At 38.4% G+C, this 25325-nt stretch carries 14 protein-coding genes and 1 riboswitch; of the genes, 11 read left to right on the forward strand and 3 right to left on the reverse strand.

Annotated elements, in window-relative coordinates:
- Nucleotides 1-26 precede the first annotated feature (26 nt).
- The gene (locus CPT03_RS00905; RefSeq protein WP_245869930.1) at nt 27-884 is read right to left on the reverse strand and encodes a DUF1080 domain-containing protein; all 858 of its coding nucleotides are present in this window, start codon (nt 882-884) and stop codon (nt 27-29) included.
- Between the two features lie 209 nt (nt 885-1093).
- On the opposite strand from CPT03_RS00905, the gene CPT03_RS00910 reads away from it, so the two are divergent.
- The 8 genes from CPT03_RS00910 to CPT03_RS00940 all read left to right on the forward strand — a co-directional run bounded on the left by CPT03_RS00910 (nt 1094) and on the right by CPT03_RS00940 (nt 15201).
- Nucleotides 1094-3268 (forward strand): DUF5916 domain-containing protein, encoded by a 2175-nt coding sequence (locus CPT03_RS00910; protein ID WP_099437083.1) that lies wholly within the window; start codon nt 1094-1096, stop codon nt 3266-3268.
- Nucleotides 3269-3516: 248 nt separating this feature from the next.
- A complete protein-coding gene (locus tag CPT03_RS00915; RefSeq protein ID WP_157766311.1) occupies nt 3517-4974 on the forward strand; it encodes a L,D-transpeptidase family protein in 1458 nt (485 codons plus the stop codon).
- A 151-nt stretch (nt 4975-5125) separates the two neighbouring features.
- Nucleotides 5126-7024, forward strand: coding sequence for a cytochrome c biogenesis protein ResB (locus tag CPT03_RS23010; RefSeq protein ID WP_245869931.1), 1899 nt, complete (start codon nt 5126-5128; stop codon nt 7022-7024).
- A 26-nt stretch (nt 7025-7050) separates the two neighbouring features.
- Nucleotides 7051-8406: a c-type cytochrome biogenesis protein CcsB gene (gene ccsB, locus CPT03_RS23015; protein WP_245869932.1), complete on the forward strand. Its 1356-nt coding sequence runs from the start codon at nt 7051-7053 to the stop codon at nt 8404-8406.
- Between the two features lie 17 nt (nt 8407-8423).
- On the forward strand, nt 8424-9002 hold the full coding sequence (locus CPT03_RS00925) for a 2'-5' RNA ligase family protein (RefSeq protein ID WP_099437085.1): 579 nt from the start codon (nt 8424-8426) through the stop codon (nt 9000-9002).
- A gap of 61 nt (nt 9003-9063) precedes the next feature.
- Nucleotides 9064-10029 carry a prolyl oligopeptidase family serine peptidase gene (locus CPT03_RS00930; protein ID WP_099437086.1) on the forward strand — a complete coding sequence of 322 codons (966 nt, stop codon included), beginning with the start codon at nt 9064-9066 and terminating at the stop codon, nt 10027-10029.
- A gap of 136 nt (nt 10030-10165) precedes the next feature.
- Nucleotides 10166-12445 (forward strand): glycosyl hydrolase family 95 catalytic domain-containing protein, encoded by a 2280-nt coding sequence (locus CPT03_RS00935; protein WP_099437087.1) that lies wholly within the window; start codon nt 10166-10168, stop codon nt 12443-12445.
- A 98-nt stretch (nt 12446-12543) separates the two neighbouring features.
- A complete protein-coding gene (locus tag CPT03_RS00940) occupies nt 12544-15201 on the forward strand; it encodes a glycoside hydrolase family 78 protein (RefSeq protein WP_099437088.1) in 2658 nt (885 codons plus the stop codon).
- Nucleotides 15202-15291: 90 nt separating this feature from the next.
- On the opposite strand, the gene CPT03_RS00945 is transcribed toward CPT03_RS00940, so the two are convergent.
- On the reverse strand, nt 15292-16728 hold the full coding sequence (locus CPT03_RS00945; RefSeq protein ID WP_099437089.1) for a SusD/RagB family nutrient-binding outer membrane lipoprotein: 1437 nt from the start codon (nt 16726-16728) through the stop codon (nt 15292-15294).
- A 5-nt stretch (nt 16729-16733) separates the two neighbouring features.
- Nucleotides 16734-19862 carry a SusC/RagA family TonB-linked outer membrane protein gene (locus CPT03_RS00950; RefSeq protein WP_099437090.1) on the reverse strand — a complete coding sequence of 1043 codons (3129 nt, stop codon included), beginning with the start codon at nt 19860-19862 and terminating at the stop codon, nt 16734-16736.
- A 249-nt stretch (nt 19863-20111) separates the two neighbouring features.
- Nucleotides 20112-20220, reverse strand: a riboswitch (SAM riboswitch).
- A 167-nt stretch (nt 20221-20387) separates the two neighbouring features.
- Here CPT03_RS00950 and CPT03_RS00955 point away from each other — a divergent pair.
- From CPT03_RS00955 to rhaT, 3 genes are all read left to right on the forward strand, one after another.
- Nucleotides 20388-23054 (forward strand): alpha-L-rhamnosidase, encoded by a 2667-nt coding sequence (locus CPT03_RS00955; protein WP_099437091.1) that lies wholly within the window; start codon nt 20388-20390, stop codon nt 23052-23054.
- 53 nt (nt 23055-23107) lie between these two features.
- Nucleotides 23108-24136, forward strand: coding sequence for a GntR family transcriptional regulator (locus CPT03_RS00960; RefSeq protein WP_099437092.1), 1029 nt, complete (start codon nt 23108-23110; stop codon nt 24134-24136).
- Nucleotides 24137-24232: 96 nt separating this feature from the next.
- Nucleotides 24233-25312 carry an L-rhamnose/proton symporter RhaT gene (gene rhaT, locus CPT03_RS00965; RefSeq protein WP_099437093.1) on the forward strand — a complete coding sequence of 360 codons (1080 nt, stop codon included), beginning with the start codon at nt 24233-24235 and terminating at the stop codon, nt 25310-25312.
- The last annotated feature ends 13 nt before the right edge of the window (nt 25313-25325 follow it).

Here is a 25325-nt window from a genome sequence, read left to right on the forward strand (position 1 = left end):
GGTATTAGGTGTTTATTATAAGTGTGTTATTGTTTTGCTACTCTTTTTTCTGCCATTAGTTTTTGAACTACCTCTTGTAGTTTTGCAGGATCTTTGGCATATTTTTCTAAATTGATGATCTCTACTTTTCTGAAATCTACTGGATGGCTTTCGCTTTGCAATGAAATAGATCCACCAGTTAAAAGTTTACCTTCTGCGGCACCGCCAACAGGATCTAATTGAGGTCTGTTGTAGCGTAGTACTTCTTCGCCATTTACATAGTGTACGATCAATGAGTCTCCAAGGGCAAGAACTTCAACACGTACCCATTGGTCGCCATTGAAAGTTTTAGAATTAGATTCGATACAGTGGGTTTTAATTACTTTGCCATCTTTTACAAACTGAGTTCCTGGAGTACATAAGTTTGCTGTAGGACGTTCGCCATTTCCGGCACCTCCTAATAACTGCACTTCAATAGAATTAGGGAAGTCCTGATCTTTTTTCATAGTTGCCGGATCCTGGCCATGGATCATGATACCGCTATTGCGATATGCCCATCCCGGACCGCCTTTTACCTGATCGCCGGTAAAGCGATATTCTACACCTATAAGATAATAGGAGTATGGCTTTTTATAAAACAAATGGCCAAATTGCTCATCAAATTCTGAATATTTATCGTATCTCACCTGAATATTTCCATCTTTAACACTAAAAGTGTTTCCGAAATTATCGTTCAGGTCATGCTTTCTTATTTTAACATCCCAGCCGTTTAAATCCTTGCCATCAAACATTTGCTCCCATTTTAGGGTGGGTGATGATTGTTTAACAGAACAGCCAAAGAAAACTAAGGGTAAACTCAGGGCAATTGCTACCCTGAACATTGTAGAAATGAAGTTTTGTTTCATTAGTGAGGTTTATGTATAGGTTTTTTCTGCGTAAACTTAGGAATAATCTTTTTTACATGAATGGATATTATTGTTTCAGGCTTTTTTTTTTCTCAAATATTTTTAAATTTCTTCAGTTTATAGGCTATTATGTTCATCATGTTACAATTGCAACATTGGAGTGCTTACTTTTTTTTATACTTTGGAGCCCTTAACCGAACCTAACCATTGTGCGAATTAACCTCTTTTTACTTGCCTTCTTTTTCAGTTTATCTCTTTCAGCTCAAAAAAAGAATGACAGCTATCAGTTACATATTAATAAAGCTTCATCTCCAATTAAAATAGATGGTGAACTAGATGAACAAGCCTGGCAGGATGCCGAGGTGGCAACAGATTTCTATATGATTTTGCCAATGGATACCAGTTTCGCGAAAGTGCGAACTGATGTGCGGATGACATATGATCAGCAAAATCTTTACCTATCGGTAATAAATTATAATGGCACTGAGGGACCATATATGGTGGAATCTTTGCGTCGTGATTTTTCTTTTTTAAAGAATGATAACTTTATCATGTTCATGGATCCTTTTGACGATCAAACCAATGGTTTCGCGTTTGGTGCTAATGCTGCCGGTGCACAATGGGACGGTTTGATGTATGATGGGGGTAAGGTGGATTTGAGCTGGGATAATAAATGGCAGTCTGTAGTAAAGAACTATCCTGATAAATGGATTTTTGAGGCCGTAATTCCTTTTAAAAGTATCAGATATAAGAAAGGTATTACTAAATGGGGAATAAATTTTGGTAGAAATGACCTGAAGACTACTGAAAAAAGCAGCTGGGCACCTGTGCCAAGGCAGTTCCCATCAGCATCATTGGCTTACACAGGTACATTGGTTTGGGATATGCCTCCCCCTGATCCCGGAACTACCGTTTCTTTGATTCCTTATGCACTTGGTGGTGTAATTAAAGATTTTCAAACTGACAAGCCTTCTACATACAGAAAGGATATAGGATTAGATGCTAAAGTAGCTATTACTTCTTCATTAAATCTGGATCTTACTGTAAATCCTGATTTTTCGCAGGTTGACGTAGATAAGCAGGTAACCAACCTCGATAGGTTTGAATTATTTTATCCGGAAAGAAGGCAGTTTTTTCTGGAAAATGGAGATCAGTTTACCAATTTCGGCTATTCCGGTATCCGCCCATTCTTTTCGCGTAGGATAGGTCTGGGCGTACCTATTAAATTTGGGGCACGCTTAAGTGGTAAATTAAATAAAGACTGGAGATTGGGTATTATGAATATGCAAACTGAGAAGCAAAGCTCAACTGCTTTACCAGCACAGAACTTTACTGTGGCAGCCTTACAGCGCCGTGTGTTTGCCCGCTCTAACGTTGGCTTTTTATTGATCAATAAAGAATCTTTAAACTATAATCCGAATGATCTGGCCCCAGGAACAGCTGCTTATTCGCGCTACAACAGGAACTTCGGGATGGAATATAATCTGGCTTCTGCCAATAACTTCTGGACGGGAAAGGCCATGGTGCTTAAATCTTTTAGTCCGGGGAAAAGCGGGCATGACTGGACACACGCCGCCAATCTGCAATACACAAGTGGTAAATGGAACATCAGCTGGCAACATGAATACGTGGGACGTAATTATACTGCCGAAGTAGGCTATGTGCCAAGGCAGGGTTATGTTAAATTGATGCCACAGATTACGCGTCTTTTCTTTCCAAAAAAAGGCCCTTTGTTAAGTCATGGGCCTCAAATAACATCGACCAATTTCTTTGATGAAAACATGCATCGTACAGATAATGAACTGCTGGCATCTTACGGTATGGTTTTTAGAAGCAGAAATACACTTACGGTTTGGGGGTCTGGTACTTATATTAAGCTTTTACAGCCATTTGATCCGGCAAGTACTAAAATAGATACGCTGGTGGCCGGTAGTGAACACAACTGGGCTACTGTAGGGGCAGATTATGTATCAAAGCCTCAAAGCTTGTTTACATATGCATTGAATGCTCGTTATGGGGGCTATTACGCTGACGGTAAACGATTAACATTGGGTGGGGAGTTTGGTTACCGCTTTCAGCCTTATGTAAGTATAGCACTAAGTGCAAACTATAATAAACTGAACTTACCGAAACCCTGGGGCTACAATGATTTTTGGTTGATAGGGCCAAGAGTGGATGTTACGATGACAAACACTTTGTTTCTTACAGGCTTTGTGCAGTACAATGAGCAAATGAAAAATATGAACGTAAATACAAGGTTTCAATGGCGGTATCGCCCTGCCTCAGATTTGTTTATTGTATATACCGATAATTATTTGCCAGAACCTTTTGCGGTTAAAAACAGGGCTTTGGTAGTTAAATTCGTGTATTGGCTAAATATTTAGAAAAATTCATCAAATCTTCATAATTGGTATGTACGTTTGTATCGAGAGCGTTAATTTAAATAGCCTGCGACATTAATTTGTCGCGGGTTATTTTATGCCATTTTTCTTAAGAATTGCAAGTAATTCTAAGCGATCAGGCTTCGTAAAATAAGGTTAAATGTTGTAAAACAAGAGGTTGGTTTATTTGTTAGATTGGTATAAGTATCATAGAGATGTTCGATACAAATCATCCTCTTAAACTCCTTTTTTTGAAGGAGAACGTCATTTTTATAATGATTTGTGTACTCTTTTGCGCTTCATGTTCAGTTAAGCGCCCTTTAGCACCAACTCCGGCAATTCAGCTAACTAAAATAGAACCTCCTGTTTTAAAAAAGCATACCGAAAAAATGAATGTTGCAGCCGAATTCAAAAGAATTTTTGAAGCTAGTCGCCTGACTTTCATTTATCCGGATCAAATTGATTCTTTTTATAAAAATAATGAATATCAGCCAGTATTGATATCCAGATTTATGGCGGATGACCAGCTACAAACTTTTGAAGGTTATTTAATGAATGTTGATGCTCATGGAATAGACCCCCAGGTTTTTACTGTGAATCGGATAAAAAAGCTATTAGACAATTATATTCATGAAAATGCCCGAAAGAAAGAACGGGAAAGCTATAGAGATGCCATGGAGCTTGAATTGGTTATTGCCGATGCCATAATAAAGTATAGTAACGCTATGCAATTTGGTATTGTTGATCCGGCAAGGGTTTATATTAATTACAGCACTCCAACGCTTAGACCTGATAGCATGACTGTAATACAAGTTTTAAAGGTAAAAAACCTTAAAGCTTATCTGGATAGTATACAACCAAAAGACAAACAATATGTTGCTTTGCAAAAGGCACTAAAAGCGGAACAAGAAAACCCACAGGAGAATGACAGTACTTATCGCATTTTAAAGGTAAATCTGGAACGATTGAGGTGGAAAAATAAACCTCTAACAGATAAATATGTGCAGGTAAATATTCCGGAGTTTATGTTAAGTGTAATAGATAGTGGGAAAGTGTCTCTTAGGATGAAGGTTTGCGTTGGTGAGCAAGCCTTGGATAAAGAGACTCCCCAGCTGGGTAGCAAGATATATAGTGTACAGGTAAATCCGGTTTGGAATATACCACAGAGTATTGCCGGTAACGAGATTATCGCATACGCTAAAAAGAACAGATATTATTTTGCTAATAATGATATAAATGTATACAGAAATGGTAAGCTGGTAGGTGACCCGGAATCTATTGACTGGAAATCGGAGGAAACCGGCGCTTATTCTTTTAAACAACAACCGGGTGAACAAAATCCATTGGGAAGAATCAAATTTCTTTTTAATAATGAGAGCAGTGTTTACCTGCATGATACCCCTGTACAAGCCCCTTTTAAACAAAAGGGAAGGGCAGTAAGCCATGGTTGTGTACGCGTTGAGCAGCCTTTAAACCTTGCTTACGCGTTGTTTGGTAAAGGAGAAAAGTTTGACCAGATAAAAAAAGCAATGGCTAATGGTTATCCAAGAGCAAAATATATAGGTTTACCACTTCAGGTGCCCGTATGGATTAGTTATTACACAGCCTGGGCTGATAAAAAGGGTGCCGTTCACTTCTATAAAGATATTTATGGTTTGGATGATGTTTTATACAAACAACTATCTTTTCCTTTTTCACAGCTTTATTAGCAGACGTTTAGTCTTATTTTTGCCATAAATTCAATTCTCTTATTTTTTTTGATTTGCTAAGGGCATCTTTGCCACCGATTATAATGCACAAATTGTTTTTTGGTAAGATTTATAAAGTCTTATCAGAAAGAATAAATAAGAAACACAAATAATGATTAATCGGTTAGGTAAAATTCTCTTTTCAACCCGTACCATGGGTGTAATGTTATTGCTTTATGCTTTTTCTATGGCCATGGCCACTTTTGTGGAAAACGACTATGGTACTGCTGTAGCCAAAGCGCTAATCTATGACTGTTGGTGGTTTGAGCTGATTATGGTAATCCTGGTATTGAATTTTATTGGAAATATTGGGAGATACCAACTTACGCAACGTAAAAAATGGCCTTTACTGGTGTTTCACCTTGCATTTATAATCATTTTTGTTGGCGGATATATTACGCGCTATATAAGTTTTGAGGGCTCAATGCATATCAGAGAAGGTGAAGCGAGCAATGAAATTGTTTCGGATAAAACCTTTATTAAGGTCCAGATAGGGAAGGGAGATCAGGCGCTGGCATATGATGATGTACCGGCTATTTTAACTTCAAACAGAATTCCTACATACTTAAAACCTTTTAAGAAAACATTTACTTCGGAGTATGATTATAATGGAGAACGTGTAAAGTTAAAAGTGGTAGATTTTTACGCCAGAGCTCAGGATTCATTGGTTCGTGAGGCTTCAGGCACACCTACTCTACACCTTGTTGTACTTGAAAATGGCAAGCGTGTAAATAAATACATTCCGGCAGGGGGTGTTCAGCTAATGCAGAACATGCTTGTAAGTTACAACAAGGAAACGCCGGGTGCTATTAATTTAAATGACACAAGTGGTGCATTACAGATTTCTTCGCCATATGAAGGGAATTATATGATTATGGCTACTCAGGAAAGGAAGCCAGTTGCCGGAAATGATGTCCCCCAGCCTTTTAACCTTAGAAGTTTGTATACTTATGGCGGACTTGCATTTGTTGTACCTGAAGGTGTTGTACCTGGCCGCATCATTTATTTTGAGGGAGACAAGAGAACTCATGAGCATGATCTGGATTTGGTAAAGGTGCAAATAACTACTCCGACAGCTGTTGACACGGTTTCATTTTATGGTGGCAAGGGTATGACCAATTTCCAGCATCAAAGTGAAGTTGGTGGCTTAAGGATTTCTTTGGCTTATGGATCTAAAATATACCAAACACCATTTAAGCTTAAACTGGTAGACTTTAAGATGGAAAAATATCCGGGTAGCAATAGTCCGGCAGCTTATTCTTCTGATGTGATGATACAGGACGGCGGAGCTGAAACTCCTTACAAAATATTTATGAACCATGTGTTAGATCATTCTGGTTACCGCTTTTTTCAGGCGAGTTTTGATGAGGATGAAAAGGGTACAATATTATCCGTAAATCATGATTCATTAGGTACAAACGTTACTTATATTGGCTATACTTTACTTTTTCTGGGGATGTTTGTTACGCTGTTCTGGAAAGGAACGCATTTCTCAAAATTGAATGAGCAGTTAAAAACTATTTCTAAATCAAAAACACTATTATTATTGCTTTTCTTTTTACCGGCAGGCGCAGCTTTCAGTCAGAAGATAGATATGCATGGTACTGATGGAACTACACATGTTCATGAAAATGGTGAGGTTCACGATCATGAGCATAATGTTGTACCACAAGATAGTGCAATGCCAGAGCATAAACATGAGCATAATGACACACAATTGTTTTTGCCTACCAAGACTGTAGATGCGGCCCAATTTGTTTCATCAATTAAAATTGATGCTAGTCATGCAGATAGATTTGGCCACTTATTGGTTCAGAATATTGATGGCAGGATTGAGCCTGTTAATACTATGGCTCTTGAAATCCTACGCAAATTACACCGCAAGGATCGTTTTTATACTTTAAGTGCCAATCAGTTTTTCCTTTCAATTTCGACTATGCCGCTAAACTGGATCAACGTGCCGTTGATTAAAGTAAATACTAAGGGGGGGCGGAATTGCTTAAAACGGTAAGCGCTACAGCGGATGGTTATACATCTATGGTTAATCTGATAAAGATTAACCCAGATGGAACCGCAGAGTTCTTGTTAAAGGATGAATATTTAAAAGCTTTTGCTAAAAAGCCGGCTGAGCAAAATAGTTTCGATAAAGATATAATAGACCTTAATGATAAGCTACAGGCTATGGAGCAATTAATTTATGGTCAGTATTTGCGTGTTTCTCCGGTTATTGGCGATGCAAATAATACATGGATTGCAATGACAATGAATGATCTTGATAGCGTACTTGTTAAGCCAAGTGCTATAAGTCGTTATGTTAAGGCTGTTAATGAAGCGCAAGTATCAGATAACTGGTCTCAGGCTGATGAAGCGTTGAAAAATGTTAGTGATGCCCAGCAAAAATATGGTAAAGACGTTGTGCCTTCGCAGGGGAAAATAGAGTGGGAGATCAGTTATAATTCATGGAATATCTTCCTGAATTTAATGATTACCTATGCCTTATTAGGAGTAGTGATACTTTCGCTTGCTTTTATGAAGCTCTTTAAAAACTCTAAATCACTTGATACACTTGTTAAAGTAGTACTAGTTCTAATTGGAATAGCCGCAATATTACAGGGTGTTGGTTTAGGTGTACGCTGGTACATTTCTGGGCATGAGCCTTGGAGTAATGGTTATGAAGCTGTTTTATTTATTAGCTGGATAGGTGTTTTATCTGGCTTGCTAATGTATAGAAACAGTAATGCATTTATACCTGCAGCAGGTTGTTTAATTGCGGTAATATTAATGGGCTTTGCTCATGGAGGTTCTCAGATGAACCCTCAGATTACTCCATTGGTTCCGGTATTGAAATCGTATTGGCTGATGATTCACGTAGCTATTATCACTTCGAGCTATGGTTTCTTTGGGTTAAGTGCATTAATGGGAACAGTAGTATTGATACTTTATATTATTGACAACAATAAGATAAGTGCTAAGGTTAAAGCTTCGATAACTGAGCTAACAATTGTTAACGAGATGTCGTTAACGGTAGGCCTGTTCTTATTAACTGTTGGTACATTTTTAGGTGGAATATGGGCGAATGAAAGTTGGGGACGCTATTGGAGCTGGGATCCAAAAGAAACCTGGGCATTTATTTCTGTTATTGTTTATGCTTTTGTTTTACATGTTCGCTTAATTCCTGGATTAAGAAGTAAATACTTATTTAACTTGCTGTCGTTACTGGCTTTCTCTAGTATAATCATGACTTACTTTGGGGTTAATTACTACCTGACTGGTTTGCACTCTTATGCACAAGGTGACCCGGTACCAATTCCATCATGGGTGTATATTACTTTGGCTGTAGTTTTTGCTTTAGCGCTTGTTTCTTATAAAAGATATAAGGCCAGGAGTAAGTAATTACTTATCTTGTAGCTATGAGTAAGGTTTATTCTATAGCGATATATCCTGATATATCTATAATGAAAAAGGTGAAGGCTATGAAAGATGAGTTAGCATCCTTTACCGGTTGGTTTGGAAGTAGAAATTCAAAAGCCCATGTAACAATATGCGAGTGTAACGCAGTTGGTGAAAGGGAATTGCTGGGTATTAAAAGTCTATTACAAAAGCTTTGTGCTACAGAATCAGCTCTAAATTTAACTTTTGATCATATAGGCATTTATGAGAATAAAGTAAATGGTGTAGTTTGCCTATTGCCGAACAAAGAATCGGAGAATATGCTTAAACCATTGATGAAACGGATTCGTAAATCTATGAAAGTTAAATTGGTTCCTGGAAGTTCTAACCCGCACATAACAATAGGTAGAAAACTAAACAACGAACAATTATCTCTGGCTAGGGAACTGTTTATAAATACAGAGGTAAGTTTAAACTTCATTTGCGATAGAATAGTTCTTCGTGTTCGTGAAGATCAAACCCAATTTGCAGTAATCGATGAGTTTGTTTTTCAAGGCAAGCCTCTCATGCCAATAGATGAGCAGTTATCAATGTTTTAGATAGTTTCTTCGATTGGTAACATTCTTGTATATTAAGAGTCTGATTATTAAATTGTTCAGTATGAAACATCTATTCTCTCTCTTTGTTGCTTTTAGTTTGTTGTGTGGCAATGCTATTGCCCAGCAAACCCAGGAAAAATATACTAATGAAATAAAGTATCTACTCTATTTGCCCGAAAACTATAACAAAGATGATCAGCAAAAATTTCCTGTAGTCTTGTTTTTACATGGAAGTGGTGAGCGTGGGGAAGATGTAAATAAGGTAGCTGTAAATGGACTACCCAAGCTGATTGCCGGTGGAAAAAAGTTTCCTTTTATCGTTGTTTCACCACAGGTGCCAGAGGGAGAACGTTGGGAAAGTACAGATTTGTTCCGCCTGATGAAAGACATTAAGAAAAAGTATAGGGTTGATGAAGATCGTTTGTACTTAACCGGTTTAAGTATGGGGGGCTATGGTAGTTGGGATATGGCTATGAAATATCCGCAAATGTTTGCTGCAATTATACCCATTTGTGGTGGTGGAGATGTATCTAAAGTTTGGACCATCAGGCATACACCGGTTTGGGTTTTTCATGGTGGGAAAGACAATATTGTGCCACTTAAACAGAGTCAGGATATGGTTGATGCTTTAAAGCCCATTAATCCGGATGTTAAATTCACCATATTCCCGGAAGATGGCCATGACAGCTGGACTTCGGCATACAATACGGATAGCCTGTATATCTGGATGTTGGGCATTAAAAAATTTAAATACAGCAAAGTTCCTGTAGATCAGCAAATATTAGATACCTATCAGGGATCTTATTATAATGATTTTACTAATGATACACTGAAAATAACTGTAGCCCCAGGTATAGTTAACATGATTCGTAAAAAGGGGGTTATTGAAATAAAACCTTACGCAAACGATAAGTTTTTTGTAAATGAAAATGATCCGGTTGATGCTGTATTCTCGGGGAAAAAGAAGAAAATGCAGCTCCTTATAAATGCTGACAGGCAGTATGTTTACAAAAGAATCAGTGATTAAAAAGTATCACTAATCTCAGTGTACCTTACCTGATTAATGTTAAAATTCCTTAAGAACATGTAAGAATTGCTGAATTTTTGTGGGCTTTTTTAGGTATTATTGGAGAACTTTTTAGACCAAACCTGTATAACACAAAATGAAACCACACAAAAAACAAATTTATGCACTTTTTATTTTCCTGCTATGTCAGCTTAGTCTGACTGCTCAGGTTAAGAAAACAGGGCAAGCCTCACAGGTCTTAAAACTGTGGGATGACAAGCCGGCTAAAGAATGGATGACGGAAGCCTTCCCAATGGGAAATGGAAGAATTGGGGGGATGGTATTTGGCGGAATAGCTCAGGAACACATTCAGTTCAATGAAATTAGTTTATGGACGGGAGATGAAACTAATACCGGTGCCTATCAGGCATTTGGCGATGTTTACATTAATTTTAAAGACAAAGATGATAAAGCGGCTGTTCCGGCTGATTATCGCAGAGAAACTGATATTAGCAAAGCTGTTCAGAAAATCTCTTTCACAGACAATGGAGTTGCCTATAAACGCGAATATTTCTGCAGTTTCCCCGATAAGGTGATGGTTTTGCGTTTTACTGCCAATAAAAAATCTGCCTTTTCGGCTTCCATACAGCTTAAAGATGCACATGATGCAAAAGTTACTGCAAATGGAACAACATTAACTATTGCAGGGAAACTTGAGAATGGAATGGCATACAGCGCTACTTTATTATTAAAAACAGAAGGTGGATCTGTAGTAGTAGAATCTGATGGCAAAGGCGGATCTCAGTTAAGTATTAATAAAGCTGACGCATTTACTGTTTTGCTTTCGGCAGCTACGGACTATAGTAATAAACGTGAGCAGCAATGGAAAGGCGAAGCTCCTGATATCAAGGTTAAAGAGATTTTAGCCGCAGCATCACCTAAAAATTATCAACTGTTGTTAAACAACCACATTAAAGATTATCAGAATCTGTTTGGCAGGGTGTCATTAAACCTTGGTACTACCCCGGCATCAACTCAATTGTTACCAACCTATAAAAGAATACTTAATTATAAGAAAGTAACTGACCCACAGTTGGAAGCACTTATTTTTCAATATGGAAGGTATTTGCTGATTAATTCTTCTAGAAAGGGTGGGTTACCTGCTAATTTGCAGGGCTTATGGAACGAAAGCAACAACCCACCTTGGAGGTCTGATTATCATTCGAACATTAACATACAAATGAACTATTGGCTTGCTGAGCCTACCAATCTTTCTGAGTCTCATTTTCCTTATCTGGATTATATAAACAGTATGCGCGAAGTGAAAAAAGAAAATACTAAAAAAGAGTATCCGGGAGTACGCGGATGGACCGTGAAAACAGAAAATAATATTTTTGGCGGCGAAAGTTTTTTATGGAACACACCCGGTAGTGCCTGGTATGTACAATCTATCTGGGAGCATTATGCATTTACAAAGGATAAAGCTTACCTTAAAAACTTTGGCTATCCAATACTAAAAGAGATAACCGAATTTTGGGATGATTATTTAAAACGTAGAGACGATGGGACTTTAGTGGCGCCTAAAGGTTGGTCGCCTGAACATGGACCTACCGAAGATGGTGTTTCATATGATCAACAAATTGTATATGATTTGTTTACCAATTACATTGAAGCTGCTGATGCCTTAGGTGTTGATAAAGCTTACAGAGATAAGGTTATGGATATGCGTGCTCATTTGTTAAAGCCTAAAATTGGTAAGTGGGGCCAGTTACAAGAGTGGGAAACGGATCGTGATGATCCGAAGGATAATCACAGACATGCATCTCATCTTTTTGGTTTACATCCGGGCAGGCAATTTAGTACTACTGAAACCCCAGAGCTGGCTAAAGCTGCAAAAGTAAGTTTGCTTGCTCGTGGTGATGCTTCAACCGGATGGTCTATGGCCTGGAAAATGAATTTCTGGGCAAGGCTACATGATGGCGATCACGCTTATCTTATCCTTAAAAACTTTATTACTCTTGTTGGTGGTTCTGGAGTTGATTATAATAAGGGTGGGGGTATTTATGCCAACCTGTTTTGTGCGCATCCTCCTTTTCAGATTGATGGAAACTTTGGCTACACGGCAGGTGTAGCAGAGATGTTGCTTCAAAGCCAGACCTCAGAAATCGAATTGCTTCCTGCCTTACCAAAAGAATGGATCAGTGGGAGTGTGAAGGGCTTGCGTGCAAGAGGAAATTTCGAGATCACAGACTTACAGTGGAAAAATGGAAAGATCATTAAATTGGTTGTAAAATCATTATCTGGGGGAGCATGCAATCTGCGCGTACCAAATTCTTTAAAAGCTGCTTTTGCGGTTAAAAACAGTAAAGACGAAAATGGATATAAGTATAGCTTTAATACATTAACTGGTAAAGTATATAGCTTTATTGGGCAGTAATTGGTTACAGACAGGATAGTGCATGACACTTATATCAAATTAATTACGGATAATAGTGAGTTGCTTAGGATTTCCGGGCAACTCATTATTAATCGAATATGAGACCAAGTATTAAGAATTTGCTGCAAACATTTGCAGTATTTGGGATTTTGTTTGCCGTGAATCTTACGGCTCTTGCCCAAAAATTAAGCGTAAATGACCTTAAGGTAGAACATCTTATAAACCCTCTGGCCATTGAAACACCGACGCCCAGATTTAGCTGGAAAATAGCTTCAACTGTAAAGAACACACTGCAATCTTCTTATGAAATTAGAGTAGGTACCAATAAGGCCTCAATCAATGCAGGTAAAGACCTGGTTTGGAAAAGCTCCATTTCTACAGAGCAATCGGTATTGATTGATTATTCTGGTACTGAATTACAATCAAAAAAGAAATACTATTGGCAGGTAAGGGTAAAAGACAATCATGGCAATATCTCGGGATGGTCAGAGCCTGGTTTTTTTCAAATGGGAATTTCTTCGGCAGATTGGACTGCAAAATGGATCACAGTATCAGGAAAAGATACTTCTGCCAGAAGCCCACTTTTTAGAAAAGAGTTTTCCTTACAAAAGAAAGTTAAATCGGCTATAGCATATATTACTGCAAAGGGATTGTACGAAGCCAGTATAAATGGTAAGCGTGTAAGTGATACTTATTTTGCACCGGGATGGACCAGCTATAAGGATCATCTGCAATACCAGGTATACGATGTAACCTCCAGTTTAAAAAGTGGCCCTAACGTATTTGGTGCAACCCTTGGAAACGGCTGGTATAAAGGAAGAATTGGTTTTGGAAATCAACATAACTTTTATGGAGACACGCGCGGATTACTAATGCAACTGGAAGTGGAGTATACTGATGGCTCTAAAGAAATTGTAAATACAGATGAAAGCTGGAAGTATGCCTATGGGCCAATTATGGCCTCAGATATTTATGATGGTGAAAGGTATGATGCAAGAATGGAAATAGCCGGGTGGGACAATACCGGTTTTAAAGAGACCGCATCATGGATAGGAGTTGGCATAATGGACAAGGGTAATGAAAGGCTAGTGGCAATGAGCGGACCCCCTGTAAGGAAACATGAGCAATTTAAAGCGCTTAAAATTTTCAAAACGCCCTCAGGCGAAACAGTAGTGGATTTTGGGCAGAATCTTGTAGGATGGGTAATGCTTAAAGCCAAAGGGGCTGCCGGAACAAGGATAACGCTAAGCCATGCTGAGGTGCTTACAAAAGAGGGTAACTTTTATACGGTAAATCTGAGGTCGGCAAAAGCACAGGATATTTATATCCTAAAAGAGAACACCGAGCAGGTTTTTGAGCCTCATTTTACTTTCCAGGGATTCAGATATGTGAAGGTAGAGGGGTATCCGGGAGAACTAAAAGCAGAAGATATGACCGCCGTTGCTGTGTATTCGGATATGGAGGCTACCGGTAAATTCTCAACTTCTAATGCTTTACTAAATCAATTGCAACATAATATTCAATGGGGACAAAAAGGAAACTTTGTAGATGTCCCAACCGATTGTCCGCAGCGCGATGAACGCCTGGGCTGGACCGGTGATGCACAGGCTTTTGCTAATACTGCAGCCTACAATATGGATGTGGCAGGTTTTTTTACCAAATGGCTAAAAGATGTAAAGGCTGATCAGCAACCTAATGGTCTCATCCCTCATGTAATTCCAAATGTGCTTGGACCTAATGACGGTGCATCGGCTGGATGGGCTGATGTGTCTACAATTATTCCGTGGGATATGTACGTAGCCTACGGAGACCGCAGGATATTGGCAACACAATATGAAAGTATGCAGAAATGGGTGGGCTATATGTCATCAGTTGCTAAAAACAACCTTTGGAATTCGGGCTTCCACTTTGGTGACTGGTTGTTTTATCGTCCGAATGATGACAATGATGGAAGGGCTGCAGTGACTGATAAATATCTGATTGCACAAACTTTTTATGCGCATTCTACCCAATTGCTGATCAATGCTGCAAAGGTATTGGGTAAACAAGATGATGTAGCCAAATACACAACATTGCTTGCAGATATTAAAGCTGCTTTTGTAAAAGAATACATGACCCCAACCGGCCGACTGGTATCTGGAACACAAACAGCATATGTGCTTGCACTTCAGTTTGATATGCTGCCTGAAGAACTTAGGGCACCATGCGCCGATCGCCTTGTTGCCAATATTCGTGATTACGGGAACCACCTCACAACCGGATTTTTGGGCACACCTTATTTATGTCATGTACTTACCAGATATGGGCACAATAATGTAGCTTATGATCTTTTGATGCAGGAAAGTTATCCTTCATGGCTTTACCCTGTCAAAATGGGTGCTACTACAATATGGGAAAGATGGGATGGTATAAAGCCGGATGGATCTTTTCAAACTCCTGATATGAACTCTTATAATCATTATGCTTATGGCGCCATAGGCGATTGGATGTACAGAACTATTGCAGGAATTAATTCGGTAGCCGACCAGCCTGGTTACAAGTACATTGTTATTTCGCCAAAACCAGGAGGTAAAATAACTAATGCGTCAGCAGAATTGGAAACCGTTTATGGTACAGTAAAGTCTGCCTGGACTTTGGAAAACGGATTGCTAAAGCTTGATGTTACCATACCTGCAAATACAAAAGCCAAGGTAGTACTGCCAGAGGCTACCAAAGAAATTGGATCTGGTAGTTATCACTTTGAAAGCAAAATTTAGTATTTAGTAGATAGTACTTAGTATTTAGATCAGTGTTTTAGTTAGCGATTACTTTAACCTGTCTAATTACTAAGTACTAGATACTACCTACTATTTTACATCAAACCACAGTTTAGTAGTTAATAAATCTGCACCTTGTTTTGCAACAGCAGCTTTATAGTTTTCGCCATTCAGCGATTGCTCGCGTCCAGGATATATAAATCTTACGGGTAGTTTTCCACCTAATGTACCCGCTACGGCAGGTGCAAGTTCGGGATAGTCAAGTCTTCTCCATTCGGCAAATGCTTCTAATCCCTGGCCAAACAAGGCAATCCATTTTTGCTCTCCAATAGATTTTTTGAAATTGCCTGCATTATATTTTACAGCCGGAAGGCTTGTGTAAGTGTTAATTTCACCTTCTGTAACACCATATTGTCTTAACGATTCTTCAATAGCTTGTTTATATAAGGCTGCCGGATCTTCATTACTAAGGCCACGTGCGGCTATTTCTGCGCGATCAAATAATACTTCGGCATAGCTTAAGATAACTGCCGGTGCTGATGGAGCCAGAAAGTAAGTGCCGGGTTTAGAAGTTTTATTTAAACCAAGGCTATTTGCATCACTTGTTAGCAAGCCATTCGGTACACCTATATAAACCTCTGGCGTTACATCTTTAGTAGGACTCGCAAATATTGGAAGGCGAGGGTCGCTTAAGCTCTTTAACTTGTCTACAATAGTCTTGCTGATCCTGTGATCGTTACGTGTATCAAATGTATTGCTTATTGGATTTTGATTAGGCGAAGTAACGTATACCAGTTGGGCTATTTCTGCATTGCTGCTAATATAAGCGCCACCTTCAGCTGCAATTTCTGCTAATACGGCTTTAGTTTTTTCTGGTTCGCGGTCGGCTATTCTAAGTGCTATGCGAAGCCTTAAAGCATTTGCAAATTTTTTCCAGCGGTCGATCTTGCCACCATAAATGATATCGCCGGCAATTGCTTTGCCATTCAAGGCCAAATCAGCCTGAGCCGATTTCAGATCATCAAGTAAGCCAAAATATACATCTTTTTGGGTGTCATATTTAGGAGTTACAAATTGTTTGATCTGTATGGCTTGTGAATAAGGAATATCTCCATAAGCATCAGTAAGTAAAAGGAATGTCCATGATCTTAAAACCTTGGCCGCACCTCTGTAATTGGTGTTTTGTTGAGCATCAGCCAGCTCAATCAGCTTGTTTAGGTTGGTAATGCCTTTTGTATAACCACTATTCCATAAATCCTGAAGATCAGTATTAGAAAAAATATAACGATCAGGATCTGTGTATTGTATTTTTGCCCAATGCTGAACAAATAACAGGCTCGAATTAATGTTGTTAGTTCCCCAATAAGCATCAGTTGTACTTTTTATTGCGCCGGTTAGCAAATAATCTGGAAGTGGATTCTCTGCCTCATTAGGATTTTTGTTGATATCTGCCAGCTCTTTTTTGCACGAAGTAAAAGAGGTTGCCAATATTGCAGAAAAAAGGATTGGAATATATTTGAATTTCATGATGTCTAGAATTTAAAATTAAGGTTAAAACCAAATGATCTTGTAGTTGGAAGTGTTAAGCTTTCCAAGCCCTGAGCGTTTCCTGTATTGAATGCTGTTTCAGGATCAATGTTTGGTATATCTTTATGGATGATCCAAAGATTACGCCCTACTAATGAGAAGTTAGCTTCTTGCAAACCAATCTTTTTAACCCATTGCGAAGGAATATTGTAGCTTAATCTTACCTCTCTTAATTTTATGTAAGAAGCACTGTAAACAAATTCCTCATTTGATTTGGTTGTAGCTTTATAATACTCTTCAGCAGAGATAACTTTGGTGTTTTTAGTTCCATCGGCCAAAACGCCATCAAAAATCATCCCGTCATTATAGGTAACACCCCCGGTTGTATAGGTAAGCCCGCCATTCTCTGCATTTCTACCTCTCATTGTACTGGCTAGTACCCCTGTATAAGTTCCGGTAGAGTTAGTGCCTGAGAAAACTTTACCACCAATTCTTGCATCTACAAGGAAGTTCAGATTAAAGTTTCTATAAGTAAAGCTGTTGGTAATTCCGCCTATCCAGTTTGGAGTGAACTTACCAAGAATCTGCTTTGCAGGATCGATAAGTGGGGTGCCATTAGCACCAACAATAACTTGTCCGGCAGCATCACGCTGATAAGCAGTTCCAAAGAAAGTGCCATAAGGTTGGCCAACGGCTGCCAATACATCAAGAGTTCCGCTGGTACCTATGGTATAACTGCTAATGCGTCCTTCTTTATCAAGTTCAGTAACCTTACTGCGGTTACGTGAATAGTTCAAATTAATGTCCCAGCTAAAGTCTTTTTGTTTAATTGGAGTTAGACCCAATTGGATTTCAATACCCTTATTGTTGATGCTTCCACCATTAATAAGTTTTTGTGTATATCCCGTTGCTGAACTTACGTCAACTTTTAAAATCTGGTTAATACTGTTGGTGTTGTATACACTCAGATCCAGCTTAATTCTATTGTCGAACAATCCAATTTCAGCACCAGCCTCAGCTGATTTGGTGATTTCGGGCAAAAGGTTTGGGTTAAGATCGATTGTATTGGCTGATTGTTGTGGATTACCATCAAACGGCGCAGTAAAACTATAGGTATTAATTAGCTGATAAGGATCTGTTGCTTTTCCTACTTTAGACCATCCCCCTCTTATTTTGGCAAAGCTGAGCACATCACTTTTAATGTCAAAAGCTTCTGTAAGAATTAAACTTCCGTTAACAGAAGGGTAGAAATAAGACAGGTTAGGCTCGGGTAAGCTAGAGTCCCAGTCATTGCGCGCGGTTAAGTTAAGGTATGCATAGTCTCTAAAACCTAACTGGGCTGATCCAAATAAACTATAGGTTCTAAGTTTGCTGTAAAAGTTTGAAGACACCAACGGGTCTCTTGAGTTGCTTAAGGTATATAAGCCGTTTACTGCAAGCTTTGTTGCTTTCTGATCGTTTTGTTCAAAAGTAGAGGTTCTTATGTTTCCACCACCCAAAATATCTATTGAGAAATCTGAGTTTAGTTTTTTATTGAACTCTAAACGACCCTCTGTATTGTTTTCATTAACAGTATATGCATCTTCCTCATAAGAACCAAATGGAGTACCGTTAGTTCCATAAGCAATTTTGATCTTTCTGCGATCAGTATAATAATCGTTTCCTGTTCTAAAATTTGCTGAAAGTGCGCTGGTAATTTTATAATTCAATTCAGCATTACCAATAATACGATCACGTTTCTGACCAACTGTATTCTCGTAAGCTATAAAGTACGGGTTGCTATAATAACTGTTGTTCCAGTTAAAATCGTTTCCGTTTTCATCTTTATAGTTTTTAAGCTGGCTAACATCTACCTGTCTTCCAAACCATGTAAATTGAAGCATTGGTCCCGTTGCGCGTTTTCCGCCAGAAGCAGGAAGGTTATCAGCATTGCTTTTTATATAATTGGCAGATGCATTTAACGTTAATTTAGGCGTGATCCTGTATGAGGTATTTAGTAATAATGAATTCTTATCCTGAGATGAATTTGGTAATATGCCACCTTGGGTAAGGTTGTTGTAAGAGAAACGGACATCTTGTTTTTCGCCTGATCCTGCAATAGCAATACCATTGTTAAGTGCGTAGCCCGTTTCAAAGAAATTCTTAACATTGTCTGGATGAGCAATAAATGGCACCGCTACACCTTTAGAGTTAAACTGAGGTATTAAACGGCCATCTAAAGCTGGCCCCCAGCTTTCATCAACACCATCGTTTACGCCCCCACCTTTTCCATCAACAAAGCTGAATTTGCCGCTTGTACCTTGCCCAAATGAGTTCTGATAGTCTGGCAGTGTTAACAGATTTGAAAATGTAGTGTTTGAGTTTACACTTATACCTAAACCTTTTTGGCCTCTGCCTGTTTTGGTTTTAATAAGAATAACACCGGCTGCAGCACGAGATCCGTATAATGCAGCAGCATTTGGACCTTTAAGCACGCTGATAGATTCAATGTCTTCCGAATTAATATCAGAAATGGTGTTGGCAAAATCTCTTGACCCAGCTATACCCAGATTCTGCGAATTATCAACCGGAACCCCGTCTACTACGAAAAGAGGCTGGTTATTCCCTGAGATTGAAGTTTCACCTCGAATAATAATTCTTGATGAACCCATATCACCCTGACTATTTGTTGTTTGCACACCGGCAATTTTTCCGGCAAGTGAATTGATCAGGTTCGTTTCCTTTGCAGTAGCAATATCTTTAGATTTTAATTCCTGCACTGCATATCCTAATGATTTCTTTTCCTTAGAGATACCAAGGGCGGTAACAACAACTTCGCTTAAAGCGTTTGAGGCTACATCAAGTGTAATATTTAATGTAGCTGTTGCTGCGGTAATGGTTATTTCTTTTGTAGCATATCCCAGATAAGATATACTAAGCACATCATTAACGTCTGCAGCAAGAGAAAACTTGCCGTTACCATCTGTAGTTGTGCCGCTTTTTTTTCCTTTTATAATAATTGAAGCTCCCGGAATGGTCTCTCCATCTGGGTTTCCGGTAACAGTTCCTGTTATTTTAACAGATTGTGCCTGTACGGTTTGCAGGAAAAAAAAGGATATAAGGATCCCTGCAAAAATTTTGTATATTTTTAACATTTGAATTAAATAAAGTGGTTAATATTAAATCTTTTGGTTGTATTAAATAGAGCAACAGTGCATTCGTTGCTGACCGATCATAAGACCAGTTAGAGGATACTGAGGAGGAGAGGAGCAGCGCATTTCTTGTAATTGTACTTTCTGTTTCATGTTTTTATACATTTATAGTTTGGGTCAGCCCTTCCATACTTTGTCGTGAACAGAATTAGATTTGGTTATGATGATGGATAAACTCGCGTTTGCTGTTTAATCTTATCTTTTTCGCTTTGCAGCGAAGTGGAATTAGCACCTTTTACAATAAATTGTAGAGGTTGCTAAGACATCATAGGGCCAATCCCTCAGTCTTTCTTGATAAGCAGGAAGTTTTAAGAACCATTTGCTGGGACAAATATAAGAATAATCTACTAATCCTATAGAAATTCATAAAATAAATATTCTGTATTTTGAGCAGGACAGTACGGGTTGCTGAAAATGACTAAGAAAATTAACATTGTAAACACACTAAACTTTACTTGAATTATTTTAATGAGATACCTTTATTCTTTCCTGCTGGTGCTATTTACTTTTTCTACCATCGAAAAAGCAAATGCCAATGAAGTTAAACCTTCTGGTTTGCAATGTGAGCATCTGATAAACCCAATTGGGGTAGACCTGTTAAACCCTCGCTTGTCATGGATGATGGCCGATAATCGTCAGGGTGCAAAACAAACGGCCTATAGAATTATTGTGGGCAAAGACTCATCAGAAGTAGCAAGAAAAAAAGGACTTTCATGGGAGTCTGGCAAAATAACATCGTCTGCCAACCTTATTAATTATAAAGGCAAAACATTAGAGCCTTTTACTAAGTATTATTGGTCTGTTGAGCTTTGGGATAAAGATGGTAAACCAGTTTCGTCAGGTCCGGTAGTGAGCTTTGAAACAGGAATGATGAAGATTGACAACTGGAAAGGTACTTGGATTAGTGATGGAAACGATATCGATAAAAGGGAAGCACCATATTTCAGAAAAGTATTTGAACCTTCTAAAAAGATAAAATCTGCGAGGGCCTATATTGCCGCTGCAGGTTTGTACGAGTTATACCTGAATGGGAAGAAAGTAGGAAACCACAGATTAGATCCTATGTATACCCGTTTTGACAGACGTAACTTATATGTTTCGTATGATGTTACTTCTCAGCTTCAAAATGGTAAAAATGCGGTTGGCGTTTTACTTGGCAATGGATGGTATAATCATCAGTCTATAGGTGTTTGGAATTTTGATAAAGCCCCATGGAGAGCAAGGCCGGCTTTTTGTCTGGATTTAAGGATTACTTACAATGATGGATCTGTTGATGTAATTACCTCTGGAGGTGACTGGAAAACAAGTTCAAGCCCGATAGTACTTAACAACATTTATACTGCTGAGCATTATGATGCGCGTAAAGAACAACCAGGTTGGAATACTGCCGATTTTGATGACAAAAAGTGGAATGGCATTTCGTTAAGAGCTGCACCATCAAACAATGTAGTAAGTCAGGTAATGCAGCCAATTCGAAATGTTGAAGAAATTCCTTCTAAAACTATGCAGAAGATTAATGACACTGCATATGTTTTTGATCTGGGACGTAATATTTCGGGGGTAACAAAAATTAAGGTAAGCGGAGAGGAAGGAACTGTTATCCGCATTAAGCATGGCGAACGTTTGTATCCAAACGGTAGGGTAGACTTATCAAATATTGATGTTTACTATCGTCCAAAAGACAATACAGATCCTTTTCAAACAGATATTGTTACCTTATCCGGTAAAGGGGAGCTTGAATTTATGCCTAAGTTTAACTACAAGGGATTTCAGTACGTTGAAGTAACCAGCAGCAAGCCAATTCAGTTAACAAAAGAAAGTATCACTGGTTATTTTATGCATAGTGATGTTACCCCTACGGGTAAAATAAGTTCATCAAACAAACTGATTGACAGGTTATGGTGGGCTACTAATAATTCTTACTTATCTAACCTGATGGGATATCCTACAGATTGCCCGCAGAGAGAAAAGAATGGATGGACGGGTGATGGGCATTTTGCTGTTGAGACTGGCCTGTTTAATTTTGATGGCATTACAGTTTATGAAAAATGGCTGGCAGACCACAGAGATGAGCAACAACCAAATGGGGTACTCCCTGATATTATCCCTACTGGTGGCTGGGGCTATGGATCGGCAAATGGAACCGACTGGACAAGTACAATTGCTATTATTCCATGGAACATATACATGTTTTATGGAGATAGTAAGTTGCTGTCAGATTCTTATAACAGCATTAAAAGATATGTGAATTATATAGAGCAAATCAGTCCTACGGGCTTAACAACATTTGGTAGAGGCGATTGGGTACCTGTTAAATCGCAATCTTCATTAGAATATACTTCTTCTACTTATTACTACGTAGATGCAGTTATCCTGGCAAAAGCAGCAAAAATGTTTGGTAAGCAGGCCGACTATAGTTATTACAGCAACCTTGCCGAGAAAATAAAAAAAGCGATAAACGATAAGTATTTAAACCGTGCAACAGGTATTTATGCATCAGGTGTACAAACTGAGTTAAGTGTTGCTTTGCAATGGGGTTTGGTACCAAATGAACTTGTAGCAAAAGTTGCAGAGAACCTTGCTAAAAGAGTTGCGGCCGATGGGATGCACCTTGATGTGGGTGTATTAGGTGCAAAAGCAATCTTAAATGCTTTGAGCGATAATGGACAGGCAGAAACTGCATACAAACTTGCTGCCCAGGATACTTACCCATCATGGGGATGGTGGATTGTGAACGGAGCAACTACCTTATATGAAAACTGGGATATTAAAGCCGAAAGAGATATTTCTTTAAACCATATGATGTTTGGCGAAATTGGAGGCTGGTTCTTTAAAGGTCTGGGCGGAATTCATCCTGATGAACAGCAACCTGGATTTAAGAATGTGCAGCTTCGTCCTAATTTTGTTTCCGGATTAGAACATTTCGAGGCTGAGCACGACGGGCCTTATGGCAAAATTGTGTCTTCATGGAAAAGGGCTGGTAATTCGGTAATCTATTCTGTAACTATTCCGGCAAATTCAAGCGCTACCATAACTTTCCCATTAACGGGTAATAAAAAAGCCTACAGAGATGGCAAAGCAGTTTTGGCTAAATTAAACATTGGAGCAGGTAAATATCAGTTTGAAATTAAATAGAACTTATTAGTCTGAAATAGTGCAATTGCATTAAATTACTTACTTTTAGGAAGATGAAGACTAAGTTTTTTGATTTTATTCATATTGATGAGTATTCTGCAACACCAAAGTATCTGCAACTATCCAGTGCGATTATAAAGTCCGTTGAGCAGGGAAAGTTAAAAAAGGACAATTTATTGCCTTCAATTAATGAGCTGAGCTATAAACTGGAAATTTCGCGCGATACTGCCGAAAAGGGTTACAAGTACCTTAAAAACATAGGGGTAATTAACTCGGTTCCCGGTAAAGGCTATTATATTGCCAATATAGATTTTAAGCAAAAACTAAAAGTATTCCTGCTTTTTAATAAACTTAGCGCACACAAAAAGATTGTTTACGATGCGTTTATTGCAGCATTAGGTGATGATGTATCTGTCGATTTCTATATTTATAACAATGATTTCAGACTTTTTAAAAGATTCCTGAACGACAAAAAAGAAGAGTACTCTCACTATGTGATTATCCCTCATTTTATTGAAGGCGAAGAGTATGCCAGAGACATTATCAATACCATTCCAAAAGAAAAATTGATTTTACTGGATAAAAAGATCAAGGGAGTTGATGGTGATTATGGCGCCGCCTATGAGAATTTTGAAAAAAACATTTACGATGCACTAGAACAGGCTCGTAATGAATTAAGTAAATACCATACTTTAAAAATCATTTTCCCTAAAAGAAGCTATTTCCCAAAAGAAATATTGGATGGATTCCATCGCTTTTGTCAGCAGTATGCTTTTTCTCATCATGTAGTAAGTGATATATCTGTTGAGCCAATAAGCGAGGGTGAAGCTTTTATTAACCTAATGGAAGCCGACCTTGTAATTTTACTGGAAAGGCTTATAAATATGAAGTATAAAATAGGAAAGCATGTTGGTGTAATATCATACAATGAAACCCCATTAAAGAAAATATTGCTGAACGGCATTACCACTATTTCTACTGATTTTAAATTTATGGGTACGGTGGCAGCAAATCTTATCCTCGATAACTCAAGGCGTCATATCGAAGTGCCTTTTTACTATACCCGCAGAGCATCAATTTAACTTTTTTTACCCTGTTCATGATAGTACATGACAGTTTTAAAAATCTACTTGTATAAATTAGGACTATTATTTTAACCAAATATAAGTTCACTAAGTATGCAAGTAATTTTCGGGGTCATTTTCCACTTTATAGGAGGCTTTGCCTCTGGTAGTTTTTATATTCCTTACAAGAAAGTTAAAGGATGGGCCTGGGAGAGTTATTGGATTGTAGGCGGTATATTTTCATGGTTGCTTGTACCGCCTTTGGCAGCATGGCTTACTATACCTGGGTTTGCAGATATCATTGCTACAACAAATGGCAAAATCTTATTGCTTACTTATTTTTTTGGGGCATTATGGGGCATAGGCGGTTTAACTTATGGTTTAGGTGTAAGGTACCTTGGGGTATCATTAGGAAGCTCCATTATCCTTGGATTGTGCTCTGTTTTCGGAGCCCTGATTCCATCCGTATATTATAATTTTAATCCAAAGGCCGGAAAGGACAGTTTAACTGATATGCTGAACAGCCATTGGGGGCAAATGGTTTTACTTGGTTTGGCAATCTGTGTTGTAGGTATTATAGTATGTGGTAAGGCCGGCGGAATGAAAGAAAAAGACCTGATAGCTGCAGGTAAGGCAGATCCATCTAATAATGAATATAAAATTGGTCTGGGACTTATTGTATCTATCATTTCGGGTATCCTGAGTGCCTGTTTTGCTTTTGGTATTGATGCCGGAAAAGAAATGGCCAATACAGCAAATGAAATCTGGAAAAGTACACATCCTGGGCAAGGGGAGTTCCTTTTTCAGAACAATGTAACCTATATCCTTATATTATGGGGAGGGTTAACTACCAATCTGATCTGGTGTATGATCTTGAATTTCCGCAATAAAACATTTGGTGATTATACAAATAAAAAGACACCTCTTTTAAAGAACTACATATTTTCTGCATTGGCAGGAACCACATGGTTTTTACAGTTCTTTTTCTATGGTATGGGCGAAAGTAAATTGGGTAATGGGGCTAGCTCCTGGATATTGCACATGGCGTTTATCATTTTAATTGCCAACGCATGGGGGCTTGTATTAAAAGAGTGGTCGGGAGTAAAGAAAAGAACTTTCGGTACCGTTATAGCCGGTATAGCTATTATTATTATTTCTGTGCTAGTTGTTGGCTACGGAAACTCAATCAGGTAAATGCAAATTTAAT

The sequence above is a fragment of the Pedobacter ginsengisoli genome, assembly GCF_002736205.1.
GTDB classification, from domain to species: domain Bacteria; phylum Bacteroidota; class Bacteroidia; order Sphingobacteriales; family Sphingobacteriaceae; genus Pedobacter; species Pedobacter ginsengisoli_A.